Raw genomic sequence first — 17,302 nt, 5'->3', positions numbered from 1 at the left:
TCGCATGTCCATCCCGCTGGCGGAGGTTCTGCGTCATCCCGCGCTCGGGCCTGCACGCCCCGTCCTGATCGCCGGTGACGCATCGCGGCCGGTCAGGTGGGTTCACTCCAGCGAGGTCGTCGAGCTGGCGCACCTGCTCCGCGGAGGTGAGCTCGTCCTCACCGCTGCGATGGTGTTGACCGCCGCCTCCGACGATCAGCAGCGCCGCTACGTCGCGGAGCTCGTCGAGCACGACGTCACGGCCGTCGCCGTGGAACACCCGGGACAACTCCCTGCCGCGCTGGTGGACGAAGCCAGGAAGCGGGACTTCGCGCTCGTGCAACTTCGCCGGACCGTCCCGTTCGTCGAAGTCACCGAGGCGATCAACGGCGTGTTGATCCACGCATCGGTCGCCCGGCTGCGCCTGGCCGACTCGCTGTCCGATCAGCTCTCGGAGCAGCTGCTTTCAGGCGGAGACGTGCACGCGCTGGTGGACAGCCTGGCTCGCCGGCTCAACGCACGAGTGTCGGTCCAGGACCCGGCGGGGAGCATCCTCGCGGCAACCGAGGCAGACGCCTCTCCGGCATCCGAGGTGGCCGTCCGAAGCCGCGAGACGCCGATCGCCGTGCACGGCGTCGTCGCGGCCACGCTGCGGATCCAGCCCCTCCCCTCGACCGACCCAGATCTCCTGGACGCCGCGCTCGACCGTGCTCCGTCATCGCTGGCTCTAACGCTGCAGCGGTCCCACCTGGTCGGCCCCGATGAAGCGGCCGCCCACGCCTTCTTCGAAGCCCTCGAGCGGCCCGACACCACTCCGGCGACTCTCACCGATCTGATCGGGTCGACGTCGCTCAGCGAGGCGTGCGGTTACCTCGCAGTTGTGTCCACCGACGAGCAACTCGGCTGGGTGGAGCACGCTCTGCGCCATCGCGGGCGGTTGGCGGTCAGCCGCGTCCGAGCCCACGAGCACCTTTCCGTCGTCGCCGTACCAGGAGACTCGCCCGAGCGAGCGCGAGACCTGCTCATCGAGGACGTTGGCGCCCACACGTCGTCACTCGAAGGTTCCGTCGTGATCGGGCCGCTCGTACGGAACCCGCACCGCATCCGCCACAGCGTCGCGGAAGCCCGACGCTGCCTCCTGCTGCGGCCCCGGCCCCGAACTCACGTCATCGACGCGACCGAGTTCGCCGTTCGTCGGCTCGTGCACCGGCTGGACGCCCAGGACGTGCTCCACGACTTCGTGGCCGAGCAGCTCGGCGGGCTCCTGGAGCAGCGAGGAGACACGGCGCGGCGGCTCCTCGAAACCCTCGTCGCCTACTTGGACTGCGATGCCAACCGCACCGCCACCGCGAACCGCCTGCACCTCCAGCGGCAGACCCTCTACCACCGGCTGGACCAGATCTCCCGCGCTCTGGGCCGGGAGATCACCGACGAGCGGACCGCAGCCGGTCTTCAGGTCGCGGTACGACTGTGGCAGGCGATGGAACCTGACCCAGCACGTTGGTCCGGGGTGACCAGCAACGACGCAGGGTCCGGCGAACGGCAGATCCTCGGCGAGTAGGGCGGCGTCCCGTGCGGACTGATCACCGGAAGATCGCGCACGCTCTCGTGGAGGTGGCGTTCCCGGCCCGTGACCGGCGGCCTCGCCAGGTCAGCTCGCGACGCGCGGGGCTGCCCCGGTGGAAGCCCTGAGCACCATGTGCGCGTCCAAGGTGAGCGACCCCGGCCCCTCGCCGTTCCCGGTGAGCCGCGCGTGCAGGACGTCAACGGCGTAGGAGCCGAGCTTGTCGGCCGGGCCCGCGATCGTCGTCAGCCCGGGAACGGTGAGGTCGGCGCCGAAGACGTCGTCACATCCGATCAGGCTGAGATCGTCGGGAACCCGAACCCCGATGACCTGCAGTCGTTGCAGCACACCGATCGCGATCAGGTCGTTGTACCCGATCGCAGCTGTCACCTTCTCCAGGACCAGGGCGTCCGCCGCTTCCTGACCGCCGCGCCGGTTCGGCGCGAACGGTCCCAGGAACGACACCTCCAGGCCGAGCGCGCAGGATTCCTCGCGCACCGCTTGCCAGCGCTGGCCGTTGATCCACGAGTTCCGCGGCCCCGACAAGTAGGCGATGCGGTGGTGCCCGAGGACGGCCAAGTGCCGCACGGCCTTGCGCATCCCGGCTGCGGTGTCGATGACCAGGCTCGGCACCCCCTCGATTCGACGGTTGACCATCACCAGGGGCCGGTGCGCGGCGATCTGCTGGACGGTCTCGTCCGAGAGACGAGAAGTCGCCAGAATCCCGCCGCTGGTGGTGGCCAGCAGCTGCCGCAGGTTGCTCGCCTCCACTCGAGCCGACTCGTCGCTGTCGGTGAGTGCCAAGGTGTAGCCGCGCTCGATCGCCCTGTCCTGAGCCGCCTTGATCACCGTCGAGTAGTACGGATTCGAGATGTCGGTGACCACGAGCGTCAGCACCCGAATACGTCCCGGGGCTTCCGCTCGGGCCAGCGGACGCGGCTCGTACCCGACCTCGCGGGCGGCTTCCCGGACTCGTTCCCTCGTGACGGCGCTGACTCGGGTTGGGTTGCTGAACGTCCGCGACACCGTCGACGCCGCCACACCGCACTGCCGCGCCACGTCGTAGATCGTCGGTCGGTCCTCCTCCACTCGACACTCCTCGCGCTTTCGGCCTCACAACTGATGGACGATCCGGGGGCCATGTTCCGCGGATTTGAGCTCAGTGGAGGGATGTTGAGGTGCCGCCGAGTGCGCTCTAAGACCTCACCTTCGCGCGACACCTCCCCTCCCAACACAACCCGGGGCATCAGGGAACGAGGGCCGCGAACCGCCAGTCGAGGACGTCACGTGGCACCGGGGCGTCCGCGGTGACGCGCGAGCGCAGGTGCACCAGCCTTCCCCCGCGCGTCGGTTCGCACCGCTCGACGGTGAGCGCGCTGCGCAGCGTGTCCCCTTCGACGACCGGGCCGAGGTGGTCGCAGCTGTGCCAGCCGGTCACGGTCGCGATTCCGGGCAGGGCGCGCGTCGCCTGGGCCAGCGCCAGGCCGATTGTGTGGCCTCCGTAGACCAGCCGCGTACCGCCGCCAGCCACGGCATCGTGGTGCACCTTCGCGATGTTGAGCGTGAGCCGGGCCAGTTCGGGCGCGCTGGAGACGACGTCTCCCCCGCCGATCTCGATCACCTCGCCCTCGGTCAGCGCCGCGCCGGGACCGCGCAACGGTTCGAGGTCCCACCTCTCCGCCACCTTCGCCAGCGATGCGTCGGACACCGCCGCACCGACTGCGTCGAGGTCGTCGGCGTGGCCGGTCACCGCTTCCGGGTCGCGCAGCGGGAGCATGGCGCAGCGCCAGAAGTCCAGCACCGGTTCGCCGCGCTGGTCGGCGGTGGTGATCCGCAGGGCGGCGAGCCCCGTGGGCCAGCGCCCTTCGCGCGCGCGGTTCTGGCGCAGGCCGACGACTTCCGTTCGGCTGCGGAGCGTGTCACCGAGGTGCGGCGCGCGGTGGAACACCAATCCGCGGTAGAACAGGTTGGCCTTCACGTGGTGCGTGGCTGCGGTGGACTGGCCGATCGCCACGTCCCACACCAGCGCCGGCGAGGCAAGACCGGGCGCGCCGGTCACCGAGGCCGACAGTCCGTCGTCCAGCGGCAGGGCCAGGCGTTCGCCGAGGATGGACCGGTGCGCTTGGGCCAGCCCGGAGGTGAGGGTCAATCCGGGCGCTGAGTCGAAGACCTGTCCGACGCTCAGCTCATCGAAGTACGGTCCCTCGGCGATCACGCCACACCCGCTTTCGCCAGAGTGCGTCGAGCGGCGACGGCGACGGCCTCGTCGATCATCCGCCCGTCGAGTTCGACCGCTCCGCTCGCGTCGCGGTGCGCGGTCGCGAGCGCGTCGAGCACCTGCCGCGCGTTCCGGACCTCGTCGGCGTCCGGGGTGAACGCCGCGATGACCGGTGAGACCTGCCGGGGGTGGATGACCCACTTGCCGTCGAAACCGAGCCCGGCCACGCACTTCACCTCCGACGAGAAGTCATCGCCGGTTCCGACGCCGAGGTGCGGCCCGTCGAGCGCCGCGATCCCGGCGGCGCGGGCCGCGGTCAGCACGGCGTGCTGCGAGGGCAACCACGCGCCCGGGACAGATTCGGCACCGCGCCCCAGGGATGCGGCGAGGTCAGCGTAGCCGAGGATCATCGCGCGCAGGCGGACCGAACCCGCCGCGATCTCGGTGGCGCGGCTCAGCCCCGCCGCCGTCTCGACCAGCGCCTGCAGCGCGAGCGGTTCCGCTCTGCCCGCCGCCGCTTCGGCACCGCTCAGCAACCGGTCCGCAAAGGCGAGGTCTCCGACTGTCTCGACCTTGGGCAGGACCACCGAGAACGACACACCGCGGACGTGCGCGCAGGATTCGAGATCGGCGTGGCACCAAGGTGAACCGGGCGGGTTGACCCGAACAGCGAGGGACACGCCCGGGGCGTCGGCCGCGGCCAGCCACTCCATCACCCGCTTCCTGGCGGCCTCCTTGCCTTGCGGCGGGACGGAGTCCTCCAGGTCGACCACCACCTCGTCGGCACCGGCGCGAACAGCCTTGTCGATCATGCCGGGATCCGTGCCCGGAACCGACAAGCAGCAGCGCCGCGGCCTGTCACCAGTTGTTTCGTCCAAGTCCTCACTCCTCCAGGTCGTCACCGCTGCCGCTTCCGCCGAACCGGCGGTCTCGCGTCGATCCGCGAACAGCTGGTCAACCGCGGTTCTCGTACTCGCGCAACAACCCTCGGCTGATGATCGTCTTCTGGATCTCGCTGGTCCCCTCGCCGATGAGCAGGAAAGGTGCCTCCCGCATCAACCGTTCGATCTCGTACTCCTTGGAGTAGCCGTAGCCCCCGTGGATGCGGAACGCCTCCTGCGTCACCTCCGCGCAGTACTCGCTGGAGAGCAGCTTCGCCATCCCGGCCTCGACGTCGTTGCGCGCACCGGAGTCCTTCAACCGCGCGGCGTTGACCATCATCAGGTGCGCCGCCTCGACCTTCGTCCCCATCTCGGCGAGCTTGAACGAGATCGCCTGGTGCTGAGCGATCGGCTTGCCGAACGTCCGGCGCTGCTGCGCGTAGTCGACGGCCAGCTCGAACGCCCGGATCGCGATGCCGCAGGCTCGCGCCGACACGTTCACCCGACCGACCTCGATGCCGTCCATCATGTGCGCGAAGCCCTTGCCGGACTCTCCGCCGAGCACCTGATCGGCGGAGATCTCGAAGCCGTCGAACACGGCCTCGGTCGTGTCGACGCCCTTGTAGCCCATCTTGTCGATCTTCCCCGGGATCGTCAGGCCCGGCGCCACCTCGCCGAAACCGGCGGGCTTGTCCACCAGGAACGTCGTCAGGTTCTCGTGCGGCTTCTCCGCGCCCTCGTCGGTCTTCGCCAGCAGCGCGATCAAGTTCGACGAACCACCGTTCGTCAGCCACATCTTCGACCCGTCGATCGCGTAGGAGTCGGCGGAGCGCTTCGCCCGGGTCTTGATCGCCGCCACATCGGACCCCGTGTCGGGCTCCGACATAGAGAACGAGCCTCGGACCTCCCCGGTGGCCATCCTGGGCAGGTAGTGCTGCTTCTGCGCCGGTGTCCCGTGCCTGGAGATCATGTGCGCCACGATGAAATGCGTGTTGATCACGCCCGAGACGCTCATCCACCCGCGGGCGATCTCCTCCACGACCAGCGCGTAGGTCAGCAGCGATTCGCCCAGACCCCCGAACTCCTCGGGAACGGTGATCCCGAAGAGCCCCATTTCCTTCATGCCTTCGACGATTTCCGCGGGGTACGCGTCAGAGCTCTCCAGCTCCTGCGCGTGCGGGATGATCTCCTTGTCCACGAAGGACCGGACCGTGGACAGGATCTCCGACTGCACATCGGTGAGCCCGGACGTCTGGGCGAGCTTGGCCATGCTTCCTCCTGGCGAGATTCCTCTGTTCTGCTCGTCGCACCGGTCTGCTACCGCGCGGGCGACGCGGCCTCGTCTTCGATGGACCCGCTCGTCGGGGGAAGCGAACGCGCCAAGCCGCGACGAGCCGTCTCCGGCGAGAACCAGCCGCCGATCAGCGTCACGAGGCCGAGACCGATGACGTACAGCGCCACGGGCCACGGTTCGCCGCCGGCGGTCGTGGACAGCGCGACGGCGAGGAACGGCGCGAATCCGCCGAAGACCACGGCTGCGGCCTCGCGGCTGATGGCGGCGCCGCTGTAGCGGGCCTCGGTGCTGAACAGCTCGGAGAGCAGCACGCCCTGGACGCCGAACGCGATGCCGACGCTGCCTCCCTGCGCGATCGCCATCGCGAGAACGGCGAGCACGGGCTGTCCCGTGTCGACGAGCCAGAAGAAGGGGAACGCGAAGGCGATGGCGAACCCGGCTCCGGTCATCAGGACCGGTCGACGGCCGAAGCGGTCCGACGCCAGGCCGGCCAGCGGTGCCGTGGCCATGACCACGACTCCGGCGATCACCAGACCCAGCGTGCCGAGATCCGACGAGTAGCCCTTCTTGGCCATGTAGGACAGCGCGAACACCTGGTACAAGTGGCTCAGCGCGAGCGGTGCCGCGACCAGCGCGGCGACGAGGACCATGCTGCGCCACTGCGTGCGCAGCACCGTGCGCACCGGGCCGGGGTTGTGATCTCCGGCGACCTCACGCTCGAACTCCGGGGTCTCGTCCAGCCTCGCGCGGATCCACAGGCCGAGCGCGACCAGCACCAGGCTCGCCAGGAACGGGAGGCGCCAGCCCCACGACACGAACTGCTCATCCGTGGTCAGCGCGGTCACGAGCAGCACCGCGGCCGAGGACAGGACCATGCCGAGGTACACACCGGCCGCCGAGAGGGAGCCGTAGAGACCACGCCGGTTCTGGGGCGCGTACTCGACAGCGAAGACCGACGCCCCGCTGTACTCCGCTCCCGACCCCATGCCCTGCAACAACCTCGTGACGACGAGCAAGATCGGGGCGCCGAGGCCGATGGCGGCGTGGGACGGGATGAGCGCCATGGCCGTGGTCGCCAACCCCATCACCAACACGGTGGCCACGAGGGCCGGGCGGCGACCGTACTTGTCACCGATGCGCCCGAAGACGACCGCGCCGACGGGTCGTGCGACGAACCCGGCGCCGAACGTGGCCAAGGACAGAAGCACCGCAACGGTCGGGTCCTGCGAGGGGAAGAACACCTCACCGAACACCAGCGCGGCGGCCGCGCCGAAGAGGAAGTAGTCGTACCACTCCAGCGCGGAACCGAGCAGCGCGGCACCGGCGACCCGGCGGAGCACCGCCCGGTCCGGCCCACCGGAGGCGGAGCTAGCGGATGGTGGTTCCAGTTCGTCGGACATCGAACTTCTCCTCGTTCAGCGGGACCCGGACGGATCTCCCGCAGGACTGTGCTGACGGATTGGTCGTTGCGGAACGGGCTCACCGCTGCGAGTCGCGCGGTTCGCCGACGACGCGTTGGTCGTGCAGCTCCCCGATCTCGGAATCGCTGAGCCCGAGAACCTCGGCGAGGACCTGGTCGGTGTCGGCACCGAGCACCGGTGCCGAGCCGGGTTCACCGCGTTCGCCGTTCCAGCGCAGCGGGGAACGCGCGGTGATCCCCGCAGCACCGCCGGGCATCGGCAGGTCGGCGAGCAACGGGTGTTCACCACCCCGGTGCGCGGTGACCAGCTCGGCCATTCCCCGGTAACGACCCCACAGCGCCCTGGCCTGGTTGAGTTCCTCGGCAACGGCTTCCGAATCACGCTCCAGGAACCATGGTTTGAGCACCGCGGCGAGGACGTCGCGCAACCGGTAGCGCTCGGTCTCGTCGTTCAGGTCCGTGCCGTAGGACTTCTCGAGCGCTGCGAAGACTGATTCGGTTCCGGTGACGGTGACAAGCGCCTTCCACTGCGCGGGGGTAAGCGCGACGACCATCACCCGCTTCCCGTCCGAACAGGCGAAGTCCACGCCGAAGCTGCCGTAGACGTGGTTGCCGTGCCGCGGCCGGTCCCTCCCGTTCTCCGCCGCTTCGGAAAGCCAACCCAGGTTCGCCACACCGGCCAGCGCTACGTCGGAGAGCGCGATCTCGCTGTAGACGCCCTCGCCGGTGCGTTGGCGCTGGTGCAGGGCCGCGAGCACGGCGGTCGACACGCTCAACCCGGTGAGCAGGTCCCAGGCCGGCAGCACGTGGTTGACCGGAGCACCGCTGTCCTCACCACCGGTGATGGCCGGGATCCCCACCTCCGCGTTCACCGTGTAGTCCACGGCCGGTCTCCCGTCGGGGTAACCCTGCACCTTGACGTGGATCAGATCGGGCCGGCGGGCGATGAGGACGTCGTTGGCCATCCACCGCCTGCCCACCACGTTGTCGACCAGCACCCCGCGATCCTCGCCCGGCGCGGTCACGAGCGCCAGGACCAGTTCCCGCCCCCGCTCGCTGCGCATGTCCACGGTGATCGACCGCTTCCCCTTGTTCAACGAGGCCCAGTAGTACGAGTCGCCGGCACCGCCGCCGGCCGCGGGCCAGCGGGCGTGGTCCGGTCCACCGCCGATCGGGTCGATCCTGATCACCGAGGCTCCGAGCTGCGCCAACGTCATCCCCGCGGTGGGGCCCGCGACGAAGCTGGCGCATTCCACGACGCGCAGGTCCTTCAGCGGCCCGCCCATCAGATCCGCTCCACGATCGCGGCGAGCCCCTGTCCGCCGCCGATGCACATGGTCTCCAGGCCGTACCTCGCGTCTCGCCGGTGCATCTCCCTGGAGAGGGTGGCCAGGATGCGTCCGCCCGTGGCACCGACCGGGTGTCCCAGGGAGATCCCGGAGCCGCTGACGTTGAGTCGGTCGAAGTCGGCTTCGGTGAACTTCCACTCGCGAGTGCACGCCAGCACCTGCGCGGCGAACGCCTCGTTGAGCTCGATGAGGTCGATGTCGGACAACGTCAGGCCCGCAGCCGCGAGGGCCTTGGCCGTCGCGGGAACCGGTCCGATCCCCATCGTCGCGGGCGCCACCCCGCCCAGTCCCCAGGAGACGAGTCGCACCAAAGGACGCAAGCCCAGTTCGACGGCCTTCTCCGGGCTGGTGACGACGCAGATCGCGGCGCCGTCGTTCTGCCCGGAGGCGTTGCCCGCGGTCACCGTCGCCTCGCTGTCGCTGCGCCCCAGAATCGGCCGCAACCCGGACAGCTTGTCCGCGGTCGACTCGGGGCGGATGTGCTCGTCAGCGTCAACGACGGTGTCGCCCTTGCGCCCGGGGACGACGACGGGCACGAGCTCGTCGTCGAACCGGCCCTCGGCCTGCGCGGCGGCGGCCCGCTGGTGCGAGCGCGCCGAGAACTCGTCCTGCTCGGCCCGCGGGATCGCGTACTCCCGGCGCAGGTTCTCAGCAGTCTCGATCATGCCGCCGGGGACGGGGTGGTTCTCCCCGCCGGCCGTCACCCGGCCGCGGGCCAGGGCGTCCTGCAGCATCACGCCGGGACCGCCCTTCACACCCCAGCGCATCCCGGTGGAGTAGAACGGCGCGTTGGACATGGATTCCGCCCCGCCGGCCAGCAAGACCTCCGCCGCGCCGGACTGGACCTGCAGCGCGGCGTAGAGCACCGCTTGCAGACCCGATCCGCAGCGTCGATCGATCTGCATGCCCGTCGCACTGACCGGCAACCCCGCGTCGAGCGCGGCTACCCGGCCGATGGCGGGGGCGTCCATGGTCGGGTAGCAGTTGCCCAGCAGCACGTCGTCGACGGAGGCGGGGTCCAACCCGGTCCGTTCGATGACAGCGCGGATCACCGCGGTGGCGAGGGCGTGCGCGGGAACGTCGCGCATTCCACCCCCGAAGCCCCCGACCGGTGTGCGCAGTGGTTCGCAGATGACAGCGTCACGCACGATCGGTCTCCTCTTCCTCACACCCGTGCAACGGGGCAGCGGTCTTGGCGCGGATCTCGGCCGCGGTGACACCGGGCGCGATCTCGACCAGTTCGAGCCCTCGCGCGGTGACCTCGATGACGGCGAGATCGGTGACGATGCGGGTGACGCAGCCGAGCCCGGTGATCGGCAGATCGCACTTCTCGACGATCTTCGGCGAACCGTCCTTGGCGACGTGATCCATCATCACGACGACCTTCTTCGCTCCGTGGACGAGGTCCATCGCCCCGCCCATGCCCTTGATCATCTTTCCGGGCACGGCCCAGTTGGCCAGGTCGCCGTTCGCCGCGACCTGCAACGCGCCGAGCACGGCGACGTCGAGCTTGCCCGCGCGGATCTGGCCGAACGACGACGAGGACTCGAAGAAGGCCGCTCCCGATTTGACGGTGACGGTCTCCTTGCCCGCGTTGATGAGGTCGGCGTCGACCTCGTCCTCCCCCGGGTACGGGCCGACGCCGAGGATGCCGTTCTCCGCGTGCAGGATCACCGTCCGCCCTTCCGGGATGTGCCCGGGCACCAGCGTCGGCATGCCGATGCCGAGGTTGACGTAAGCACCGTCCGGGAGGTCCCGGGCGACCTTGGCAGCCATCTCGTTCCGCGTGAGTGCCATCAGCGCACCGTCCTGAACTCGATCGGTTTGTCGGCGTCGGGCACGTGCAGGACCCGATCGACGTGAATGCCGGGTGTGTGCACCGAATCGGGGTCCATCTCACCCGGTTCGACGAGCTGCTCGACCTGAGCGATCGTGATCCGCCCCGCTGAGGCGGCATCGGGGTTGAAGTTGCGAGCGGAGCGCCGGTAGACGAGATTGCCGTGCCGGTCCCCCTTCCAGGCGTGCACCAGCGCGAAATCGGGAACCAACGCGTGTTCGAGGACGTGGTCGACGCCGTCGAACTCCCGGACCTCCTTGGTCGGCGACATCACCGCGACCGATCCGTCCGGCGCGTACCTCCACGGCAATCCGCCCTCGGCCACGAGCGTCCCGACACCGGCGGGCGTGTAGAAGGCCGGGATGCCCGCTCCCCCGGCGCGCAGCCGCTCGGCCAGGGTGCCCTGCGGTGTCAGCTCGACCTCGAGCTCTCCGGCGAGGTACTGCCTAGCCATCTCCTTGTTGTTGCCGATGTAGGAACCGATCGTCCGCCGGATCCGCCCGGCGGGGAGCAAGGTGCCCAGGCCGAAACCGTCCACGCCCAGGTTGTTCGAGATCGTCTCCAGGTCCGTCGCGCCCTGCTCCAGCAGGGCGGCGATGAGAGCGGTCGGTACCCCGCACATCCCGAAACCACCGACCGCGATCGACGACCCGTCACCGATGTCCGCGACGGCCTCGGCCGCGGTTCGCACTGTCTTGTCCACGTCGGCTCCTACTCGGTGGCGGCGAGGTGGGCTGCGAGCAACTCCGTGACCCGCTCGGGCTTCTCGGCGTTGAGCAGGTGCGCGGAGTCCTCGACGACCTCGAACCGGCCGTTGGCGACGGTGTCGGCGATGAGCCGGACCATCTCAGGCGGGGTCGCCGGATCTTCCGCACCCGCGATGGCCAGGACCGGCACCTCGACCTCGCCCAGCCGCTCGCGGACGTCGAAGGTCGAGATCGCCTCGCAGCAGCCGGCGTATCCCTCGGCCGTGGTGGCGCGCAGCATCTCCAGCAACCGCCGCGCCTCGTCGGTCCTGGCGAAGGAACGGACGAACCAGGTGCCGGGGCGGCTGGCGACCATCGCCTCCGTCCCGTTCGCCCGGACGATGGCGGCGCGCTCCGGCCAGCTGCCGGGATCGGCGAACCGGGCGGCGGACGCCAGCACCGCGAGGCTCAGCACCCGGCGCGAGTGGTCGAGCGCGAGTTGCTGGCCGATCGCGCCCCCGATGGAAACCCCGGCGTAGTGGAAGCGCTCCACGCCCAGCCGATCCAGCAGCGCGATGACCGCCGCGGCCATGCCCGACATCGTCTGAGGGCTGCCGGGCGCCGGGCTCCCACCGTGCCCCGGCAGGTCGAAGCGCAGCACGCGGTACCGGTCGGCCAGCGCCTGCACCTGCGCGTCGAACAGGTGCAGGTCGGTGCCCAGCGATGGTCCGAGGACCAGGACGGGTGCCGACTCCGGGCCGTCGATCCGGTGGTGCAGCGTGGTTTCGGTGGTCACGCGAAAGGCCTCCCTGGGTAGGTCGCCGCGGCGGACGCGACGGTGAACCGGCCGTGGTCCCAGCCCTCGGTGAGCGGGACGAAGTAGTCGAAGGACACCTGCTTCCTGGCGTAGCGCCAGCTCCCGTCCACCCGCCGAAGCGAGTCGACGTACCGACCCGCGGCGATGTGCGCGACGCCGTCCTGCACGCAGGGCTGCCACAGGAACGACCGCGCCCGCGCGGTCTCCTCGCCGTCGAGGGTGATTTCGAGGTTGGTCACGTGATGCCAGAACGCGGTCAGCCCCGAGTCGGCGAGGCCCGTGAAGAACGCCCGGAGCTCGGCGGGGCCAGTCGCGCGGGACAGGCCGACGAACTGGCCGTCCTCGGTGAACAACGAGACCAAGGCGTCCCAGTCACCGTCGTCGAGCGCGCGGCAGTAGCGGGCGTCCAGATCGCGGATGGCTTCGAGGGCTTCCAGTCGGCTGAGCCTGCGCAGCAGATCGTCGGTCACGACACGGCCTCCGCTCGTTCGAGGAAGGTGACGGTGACGACGCCGTCTCCCGGCGGGGCGTCCACCACGCGCAGCGAACCGTCGTCGAGGACGTCGACGAGCACGGCTACGGTGCTCAGCATCGCTCGGTAGCGACCGGCCGGTGGCAGGGCGGTATCCGCGGCGACGGTGATCCGGTCTACCGCGCGGAGCCCGTCGACCCGGTGCGGGCGGCCCAGCACCCGGGCCACCTCCTGCAGATCGCCCGAGCGCAGACAGCCCCGGGTGTAGGTGGACGAGCAGGTGCCGCCTTTGGCGGGCAGCAGCGGCACGCTCTCGACGGAGAACCCGTGCTGCGCACCGAGCTCGTGCAGGGTGCCCACGTCGCCCGCTGCCCCGGCGCCGAAGGTGAAGTTGGCACCGACGACGATTTCACTCCCCCTGAGCCGACCGGCGAGGTGGTGCGCGACGAAGTCCTCCGGGCTCTGCTGAGCCAGATCGCGGGTGAAACGCAGCACGCACACCGCGTCCACCCCTGCGTCCGCGGCGAGTTCGGCGCGGTGCGAGATCGTGGACAGCACCGCTGTGTCCTTGGACAGCCCCAGCACCCTCGCCGGGTGCGGGTCGAACGTCACCATGACCAGGGGCAGCGCTCGGTCGTCGGCCCTCCTGCGGGCCCTCTCGATCAGGCTGCGGTGGCCGCGGTGCAACCCGTCGAACACCCCGACCGTCAGCACCGTCGGGCCCAGATCCGTGGGGACGTCGTCGAGTCCGCGCCACACCTCCGCCCGCGCCGGGAGGGTGCGCACCGCGGCGCTCATGACTGCGCCTTCAGGTCCGAGGGGTGGATCGCGAGCGGCGTGACCTTGATCTTCATGTACGGGAACAGCGGCAACGACGACAACAACGCATGCAGGTCATCACCGGAATCGACGTCGAAGACGCTGATGTTCGCGTACTCCCCGACGATCCTCCAGAGATGCGGCCAGACTCCGGAGCGCTGCAGTTCGAGCGCGCGCGCTTTCTCCTCGGCGACGAGGGCCGCGCGACGGTCGGGAGCGAGGTCGTGGGGGATCGCGACATCCATGTGGACGTGGAAAAGCATCGTGATCAGCTCCTTCGGAAGGCCCGGACCTTGGCCGGATCCAGTTCGACGCCCAGCCCGGGGCCGGTGGGCAGGTGCAGCCCGTCGGTGTCGTAGACGAGCGGTTCCACGAGCATCTCCTCGGCCAGCAGCAGCGGACCGAACAACTCGCTCCCCCACGCCGTCGCCGGGTTGGTGCACGCGGTCTGCAGCGAAGCGGCCGTACCGATCGGGCTCTCGATCGACGTCGCCGCGTAGCAGGGAATCCCGGCCGCGGCGGCGACCTCACCGATCGCCCGGCACGCGCGCAACCCGCCGGACTTGGTCGTCTTGACCGCGAAGATCCCGGCGGCACCGGTGCGGGCGAGTCGCAACGCGTCGGCGGGGGTGCGCAGGCTCTCGTCGGCCATCACCGGGATCGGCAGCGCAGCGGAGATCGCGGCCATCGCGTCGACGTCGTCCCCCGGCACCGGCTGCTCGACCATCTCCACGCCGGCCTCGGCCAGGGCTGGGAGATGGGTCAACGACGTCAGCCGGTCCCAGCGGGCGTTGATGTCGACCCGGACCCCCGCGACGCTGGCGAGCTTCTCGGTGACGCTGACGACCCGGGCGACGTCGGCGGCGGGATCCAGCGCCCCCATCTTCAGCTTGAACGACGCGTGCAGCCCGGAATCCAGCTTCTCCAGCGCTTCGTCGGCGACGACATCGGCCGTCTCCGCACCCAGCGCCCAGGTCACCGGAACGCTGCTCCGGAGCGCCCCGCCGAGCAGGGTGTGCACCGGGGCGTCGAGATGGCGCGCCCAGGCGTCGTGCAGGGCGGTGTCGACGGCGTTCTTGGCGAACAGGTTGGCCGCGACGACGTCCGCGCAGTCGCGCAGGATCGCGGGAACCTCGTCGACCCGACGGCCGAGCATCACCGGCGCGAGGTACTTCTCGACGATGACCTGCATCGTCTCGACGGACTCCCCACCCCACCACGGGCCTCCGGGGACCACGCCTTCGCCAACGCCCGTGACCCCACCAGAGGTGCGGACGAAGACGTAGAGCACGGGCTGGGCGCTCATACCCGCCCTGGCGAAGCGGTGCGCCCGGCGCATGGGGATGTCGACGATCACCGTCTCGACGCCGTCGATCCGCATGTCGGTCATCTAGTCCACTCCTTTCCAACGGGAACTCCGAGCCGGGTGAGATCGGCCCGGCTCGGAGTCGGTCTCACCCGGGCTCGAGCGTGAAGTCGTAGGTCACCGCGCGCTTCCCGTCCCCGGTATCGGTCGGGTCGAGGATCAGGTCCGGTTTGGTCGCGGACGCGACATCGCTGTCGAGCCACTCACCGCCGCGGAAGTAGAGCTGCGTGGTGATCGTCCGGTACCCCGGCGCGCGAACCATCAGGTGCAGGTGCGCCGGACGCCACGGGTGCCAGCCCGCGGCCTCGATCAGCGCACCGGTCGGCCCGTCGGTCGGGATCTGGTAAGGAGAGGGTTCGATCGTGTGGATCTCGAACTTGCCCTGGTCGTCGGCGGCGACGACACCGCGCAGGTTGCCGTCCGGAACGTGCGGGGCGAACCCCGAGTAGTAGCCCTCGTCGTCGGCGTGCCAGATGTCGAGCTCCGCGCCGGGCACCGGGTTGCCCTCGGTGTCCCGGACCTGCCCGGCGAACAGCAGCTCGGTGCCCTTCTCATCGGACCGGCGCTGCAACCTCGCCGGGGTGTTGAGCCGCACCTGGTCGGGCAGGTAGTACGGGCCGAGGATCGATCCCTTGGTGCCCTCCTGACTCTCCGCGGCGACGTCCTCGACGACGTGCTCGACGAAAACGTCGAGGATCAGCGGCCACTCGCCGCCCTCCCCCACGTCGATCAGGTACTGCTTGGCGGCCTGGAACTCGTCGTAGCTGACCTTCTTCAACCGGATCGTGGCGTGGATCCCGGCCAGCAGTTCGGTCACGACCTCCGAGACCCTCTCCTGGGAGACGGCGGGACCGGTGGACGCGGTGGACCGGCTGGCGCGGAAGGCCTTGGTGGCCGAGTCGCCCGAACCTGCGGCGGTCGGTGAGCCGTGCGTGGCGGTCATGATGTGCTCCTCGGACGAGCGGCGCGTCAGCGCTTGCCGATGATGGACACGTCGTTCGGGTTGATCAGGTCGGGGACCTGCCAGCCCTCGAGGTCGTACTCGTTCATGCACTGCTGGGCGAAGTCCTTCAAGTAGTCGCTGGTGCCCGACATGTCGGCGTCGGCGACCATCTCGGCCCGCACCCCTTCGTGGTTGCCGGCGTAGTTGCGCTCGTAGAGCTCGTGGCGGGAACCGAACTCGGAGCCGATCGAGTCCCAGATCAGCTTCATCAGCTTGACGCGGTCCACCGCGGAGTAGTCGTTCGAACCGCGCACGTACTTGTCCAGGTACGGACGCACGCTCGGGTCCAGGAAGTCCGTGGCGTGGCTCGGGAGGTAGATCAGCGAGGAACCGAGGTCCTGCATGATGATCTCGCGCACCCGGGGGTAGCCGACGGTCATGAACCAGCGGTAGGCCATGCCGTACTCGTGCTTGGGCAGGACGGTCCCGCCGAGCCATTCCTCGGGGTTGGCCGCCATTGCGTCCGACAGGCCCCAGAACAGGTTGCGCCACGCGAGCACCTCGCCGACGCGCGTCTGCACACCGCGGAAGTCCTTGGTGCCGGTGGCTTCGAGGCCCTTCATCAGCAGGCCGGCGAGGAAGTCCAGCTTCACCGCAAGCCGGGTCACGCCCTGGAAGGTGAAGCGGTGCAGGAAGCCCGATGCGGGAACGAAGCTCGACGCCTTCTCCGGGTCGCCGTAGACGAAGACGTTCTCCCAGGGGATCAGCGTCTTGTCGAGCACGAAGATGGTGTCGTTCTCGTCGAGGCGACTGGAGAGCGGGTAATCGAACGGGCTGCCCATGGCACCGGACTGCTGCGAGTAGGACGGTCGGCAGATCAACTTCATGCCCGGCGCGCCCATCGGCACGGTGCAGACCAGTGAGTACTCGCGCTTCTTGATCGGCAGACCGTAGTGGGCCAGGAAGTTGAAGTGGGTGATCGCCGAGCCGGTGGCCACGACCTTCGCCCCGGACACCACGAGTCCCTTGTCGTTCTCCTCCTCGACGTGCATGAACACGTCCGCCACCTCGTCCGGACCCCGGTGGCGGTCCACCGGGGGGTTCACGATGGCGTGGTTCCAGTAGAGGACCTTCTCCTGGGACTCGGTGTACCAGCGCCGCGCGTTGTCGGCGTAGGGGTCCCAGAAGTCCGGGTTCGCACCGAGGGTGCCGAGGAAGCTCGCCTTGTAGTCAGGCGACCGGCCCATGAAGCCGTAGGTCATCCGAGCCCACTCGGCGATGGCCGCCTGGTCCTTCTTCATGTCCTCGGCCGAGTGCGGGGCCCGGAAGAACGGGTGGGTGAAGCCGCCGTTGCCGGTGTCGGTGGGCACGGTCAGCACGTCCTGCTTGGCGGGGTCGTGCAAGGCGTCGTAGAGGCGAGCGGTCATCCGCACCGCGTTCCGGAACGCCGGGTGCGTGGTGACGTCCTTGACCTTCTCCCCGTAGAGGTGGACCTCGCGGCCGTCCTTGAGACTCTCGATGTACTCGTCCCCGGTCATGGGCTTGTTGACGCGACCGTTCGTCGTGGGCGACGCGTTCTCGGCATCCTGCTGCAGCGTCATTGCTGCCTCCTCACCTGTCGTGAACTGGATGTGAAAAGGACTTCGAAGTGAACGGG

The 17,302-nt window shown here is 69.5% G+C and carries 17 protein-coding genes; 1 reads left to right on the top strand and 16 read right to left on the bottom strand.

The genetic code is table 11. The features are described from left to right. Nucleotides 1–4 precede the first annotated feature (4 nt). Nucleotides 5–1,540: a PucR family transcriptional regulator gene (locus tag QFW96_RS16540; protein WP_281456548.1), complete on the top strand. Its 1,536-nt coding sequence runs from the start codon at nt 5–7 to the stop codon at nt 1,538–1,540. A gap of 90 nt (nt 1,541–1,630) precedes the next feature. Here the strand turns inward: QFW96_RS16540 and QFW96_RS16535 are convergent, their stop codons facing one another. From QFW96_RS16535 to QFW96_RS16460, 16 genes are all read right to left on the bottom strand, one after another. After that, the gene (locus QFW96_RS16535; RefSeq protein ID WP_281456547.1) at nt 1,631–2,632 is read right to left on the bottom strand and encodes a LacI family DNA-binding transcriptional regulator; all 1,002 of its coding nucleotides are present in this window, start codon (nt 2,630–2,632) and stop codon (nt 1,631–1,633) included. Nucleotides 2,633–2,789: 157 nt separating this feature from the next. After that, entirely contained in the window at nt 2,790–3,758 is a 969-nt protein-coding gene (locus tag QFW96_RS16530; RefSeq protein ID WP_281456546.1) for a MaoC family dehydratase, read from the bottom strand. Further along, nucleotides 3,755–4,663 (bottom strand): HpcH/HpaI aldolase/citrate lyase family protein, encoded by a 909-nt coding sequence (locus QFW96_RS16525; protein ID WP_281456545.1) that lies wholly within the window; start codon nt 4,661–4,663, stop codon nt 3,755–3,757. The genes QFW96_RS16530 and QFW96_RS16525 overlap by 4 nt, the downstream gene beginning before the upstream one ends. A 52-nt stretch (nt 4,664–4,715) precedes the next feature. Continuing rightward, nucleotides 4,716–5,912 carry an acyl-CoA dehydrogenase family protein gene (locus QFW96_RS16520; protein ID WP_281456544.1) on the bottom strand — a complete coding sequence of 399 codons (1,197 nt, stop codon included), beginning with the start codon at nt 5,910–5,912 and terminating at the stop codon, nt 4,716–4,718. A gap of 47 nt (nt 5,913–5,959) precedes the next feature. Next, entirely contained in the window at nt 5,960–7,336 is a 1,377-nt protein-coding gene (locus tag QFW96_RS16515) for an MFS transporter (protein WP_281456543.1), read from the bottom strand. A 79-nt stretch (nt 7,337–7,415) separates the two neighbouring features. Beyond that, nucleotides 7,416–8,642 (bottom strand): CoA transferase, encoded by a 1,227-nt coding sequence (locus QFW96_RS16510; RefSeq protein WP_281456542.1) that lies wholly within the window; start codon nt 8,640–8,642, stop codon nt 7,416–7,418. Further along, nucleotides 8,642–9,853 carry an acetyl-CoA C-acetyltransferase gene (locus tag QFW96_RS16505; RefSeq protein ID WP_281456541.1) on the bottom strand — a complete coding sequence of 404 codons (1,212 nt, stop codon included), beginning with the start codon at nt 9,851–9,853 and terminating at the stop codon, nt 8,642–8,644. The genes QFW96_RS16510 and QFW96_RS16505 overlap by 1 nt, the downstream gene beginning before the upstream one ends. Continuing rightward, nucleotides 9,846–10,502: a 3-oxoacid CoA-transferase subunit B gene (locus tag QFW96_RS16500; RefSeq protein WP_281456540.1), complete on the bottom strand. Its 657-nt coding sequence runs from the start codon at nt 10,500–10,502 to the stop codon at nt 9,846–9,848. The genes QFW96_RS16505 and QFW96_RS16500 overlap by 8 nt, the downstream gene beginning before the upstream one ends. Next, nucleotides 10,502–11,245 carry a CoA transferase subunit A gene (locus QFW96_RS16495; RefSeq protein WP_281456539.1) on the bottom strand — a complete coding sequence of 248 codons (744 nt, stop codon included), beginning with the start codon at nt 11,243–11,245 and terminating at the stop codon, nt 10,502–10,504. Before QFW96_RS16495 ends, QFW96_RS16500 begins: the two co-directional genes overlap by 1 nt. Nucleotides 11,246–11,253: 8 nt before the next feature. After that, nucleotides 11,254–12,024, bottom strand: a complete 771-nt coding sequence (gene pcaD, locus QFW96_RS16490) for a 3-oxoadipate enol-lactonase (protein WP_281456538.1) — start codon at nt 12,022–12,024, stop codon at nt 11,254–11,256. Continuing rightward, nucleotides 12,021–12,515 (bottom strand): nuclear transport factor 2 family protein, encoded by a 495-nt coding sequence (locus QFW96_RS16485; RefSeq protein WP_281456537.1) that lies wholly within the window; start codon nt 12,513–12,515, stop codon nt 12,021–12,023. Before QFW96_RS16485 ends, pcaD begins: the two co-directional genes overlap by 4 nt. Continuing rightward, complete coding sequence (locus QFW96_RS16480) at nt 12,512–13,315, bottom strand: adenylyltransferase/cytidyltransferase family protein (protein ID WP_281456536.1); 804 nt, start codon at nt 13,313–13,315, stop codon at nt 12,512–12,514. The genes QFW96_RS16485 and QFW96_RS16480 overlap by 4 nt, the downstream gene beginning before the upstream one ends. Next, nucleotides 13,312–13,599, bottom strand: coding sequence for a muconolactone Delta-isomerase (gene catC / locus QFW96_RS16475; RefSeq protein ID WP_281456535.1), 288 nt, complete (start codon nt 13,597–13,599; stop codon nt 13,312–13,314). Before catC ends, QFW96_RS16480 begins: the two co-directional genes overlap by 4 nt. Before the next feature lie 5 nt (nt 13,600–13,604). Further along, nucleotides 13,605–14,726: a muconate/chloromuconate family cycloisomerase gene (locus tag QFW96_RS16470; protein ID WP_281456534.1), complete on the bottom strand. Its 1,122-nt coding sequence runs from the start codon at nt 14,724–14,726 to the stop codon at nt 13,605–13,607. Nucleotides 14,727–14,790: 64 nt separating this feature from the next. Continuing rightward, nucleotides 14,791–15,645, bottom strand: coding sequence for a catechol 1,2-dioxygenase (catA, locus tag QFW96_RS16465; RefSeq protein ID WP_281456533.1), 855 nt, complete (start codon nt 15,643–15,645; stop codon nt 14,791–14,793). Between the two features lie 26 nt (nt 15,646–15,671). Next, nucleotides 15,672–17,246, bottom strand: a complete 1,575-nt coding sequence (locus QFW96_RS16460) for a 4-hydroxyphenylacetate 3-hydroxylase family protein (RefSeq protein WP_281456532.1) — start codon at nt 17,244–17,246, stop codon at nt 15,672–15,674. Between the last annotated feature and the right edge of the window lie 56 nt (nt 17,247–17,302).

The sequence above is a fragment of the Saccharopolyspora ipomoeae genome (genome assembly GCF_029952525.1).
Classification (GTDB): Bacteria; Actinomycetota; Actinomycetes; order Mycobacteriales; family Pseudonocardiaceae; genus Saccharopolyspora; species Saccharopolyspora ipomoeae.
Note: the sequence above shows the minus strand (reverse complement) of the source record. Positions and strands in the feature narration are given on the sequence as shown.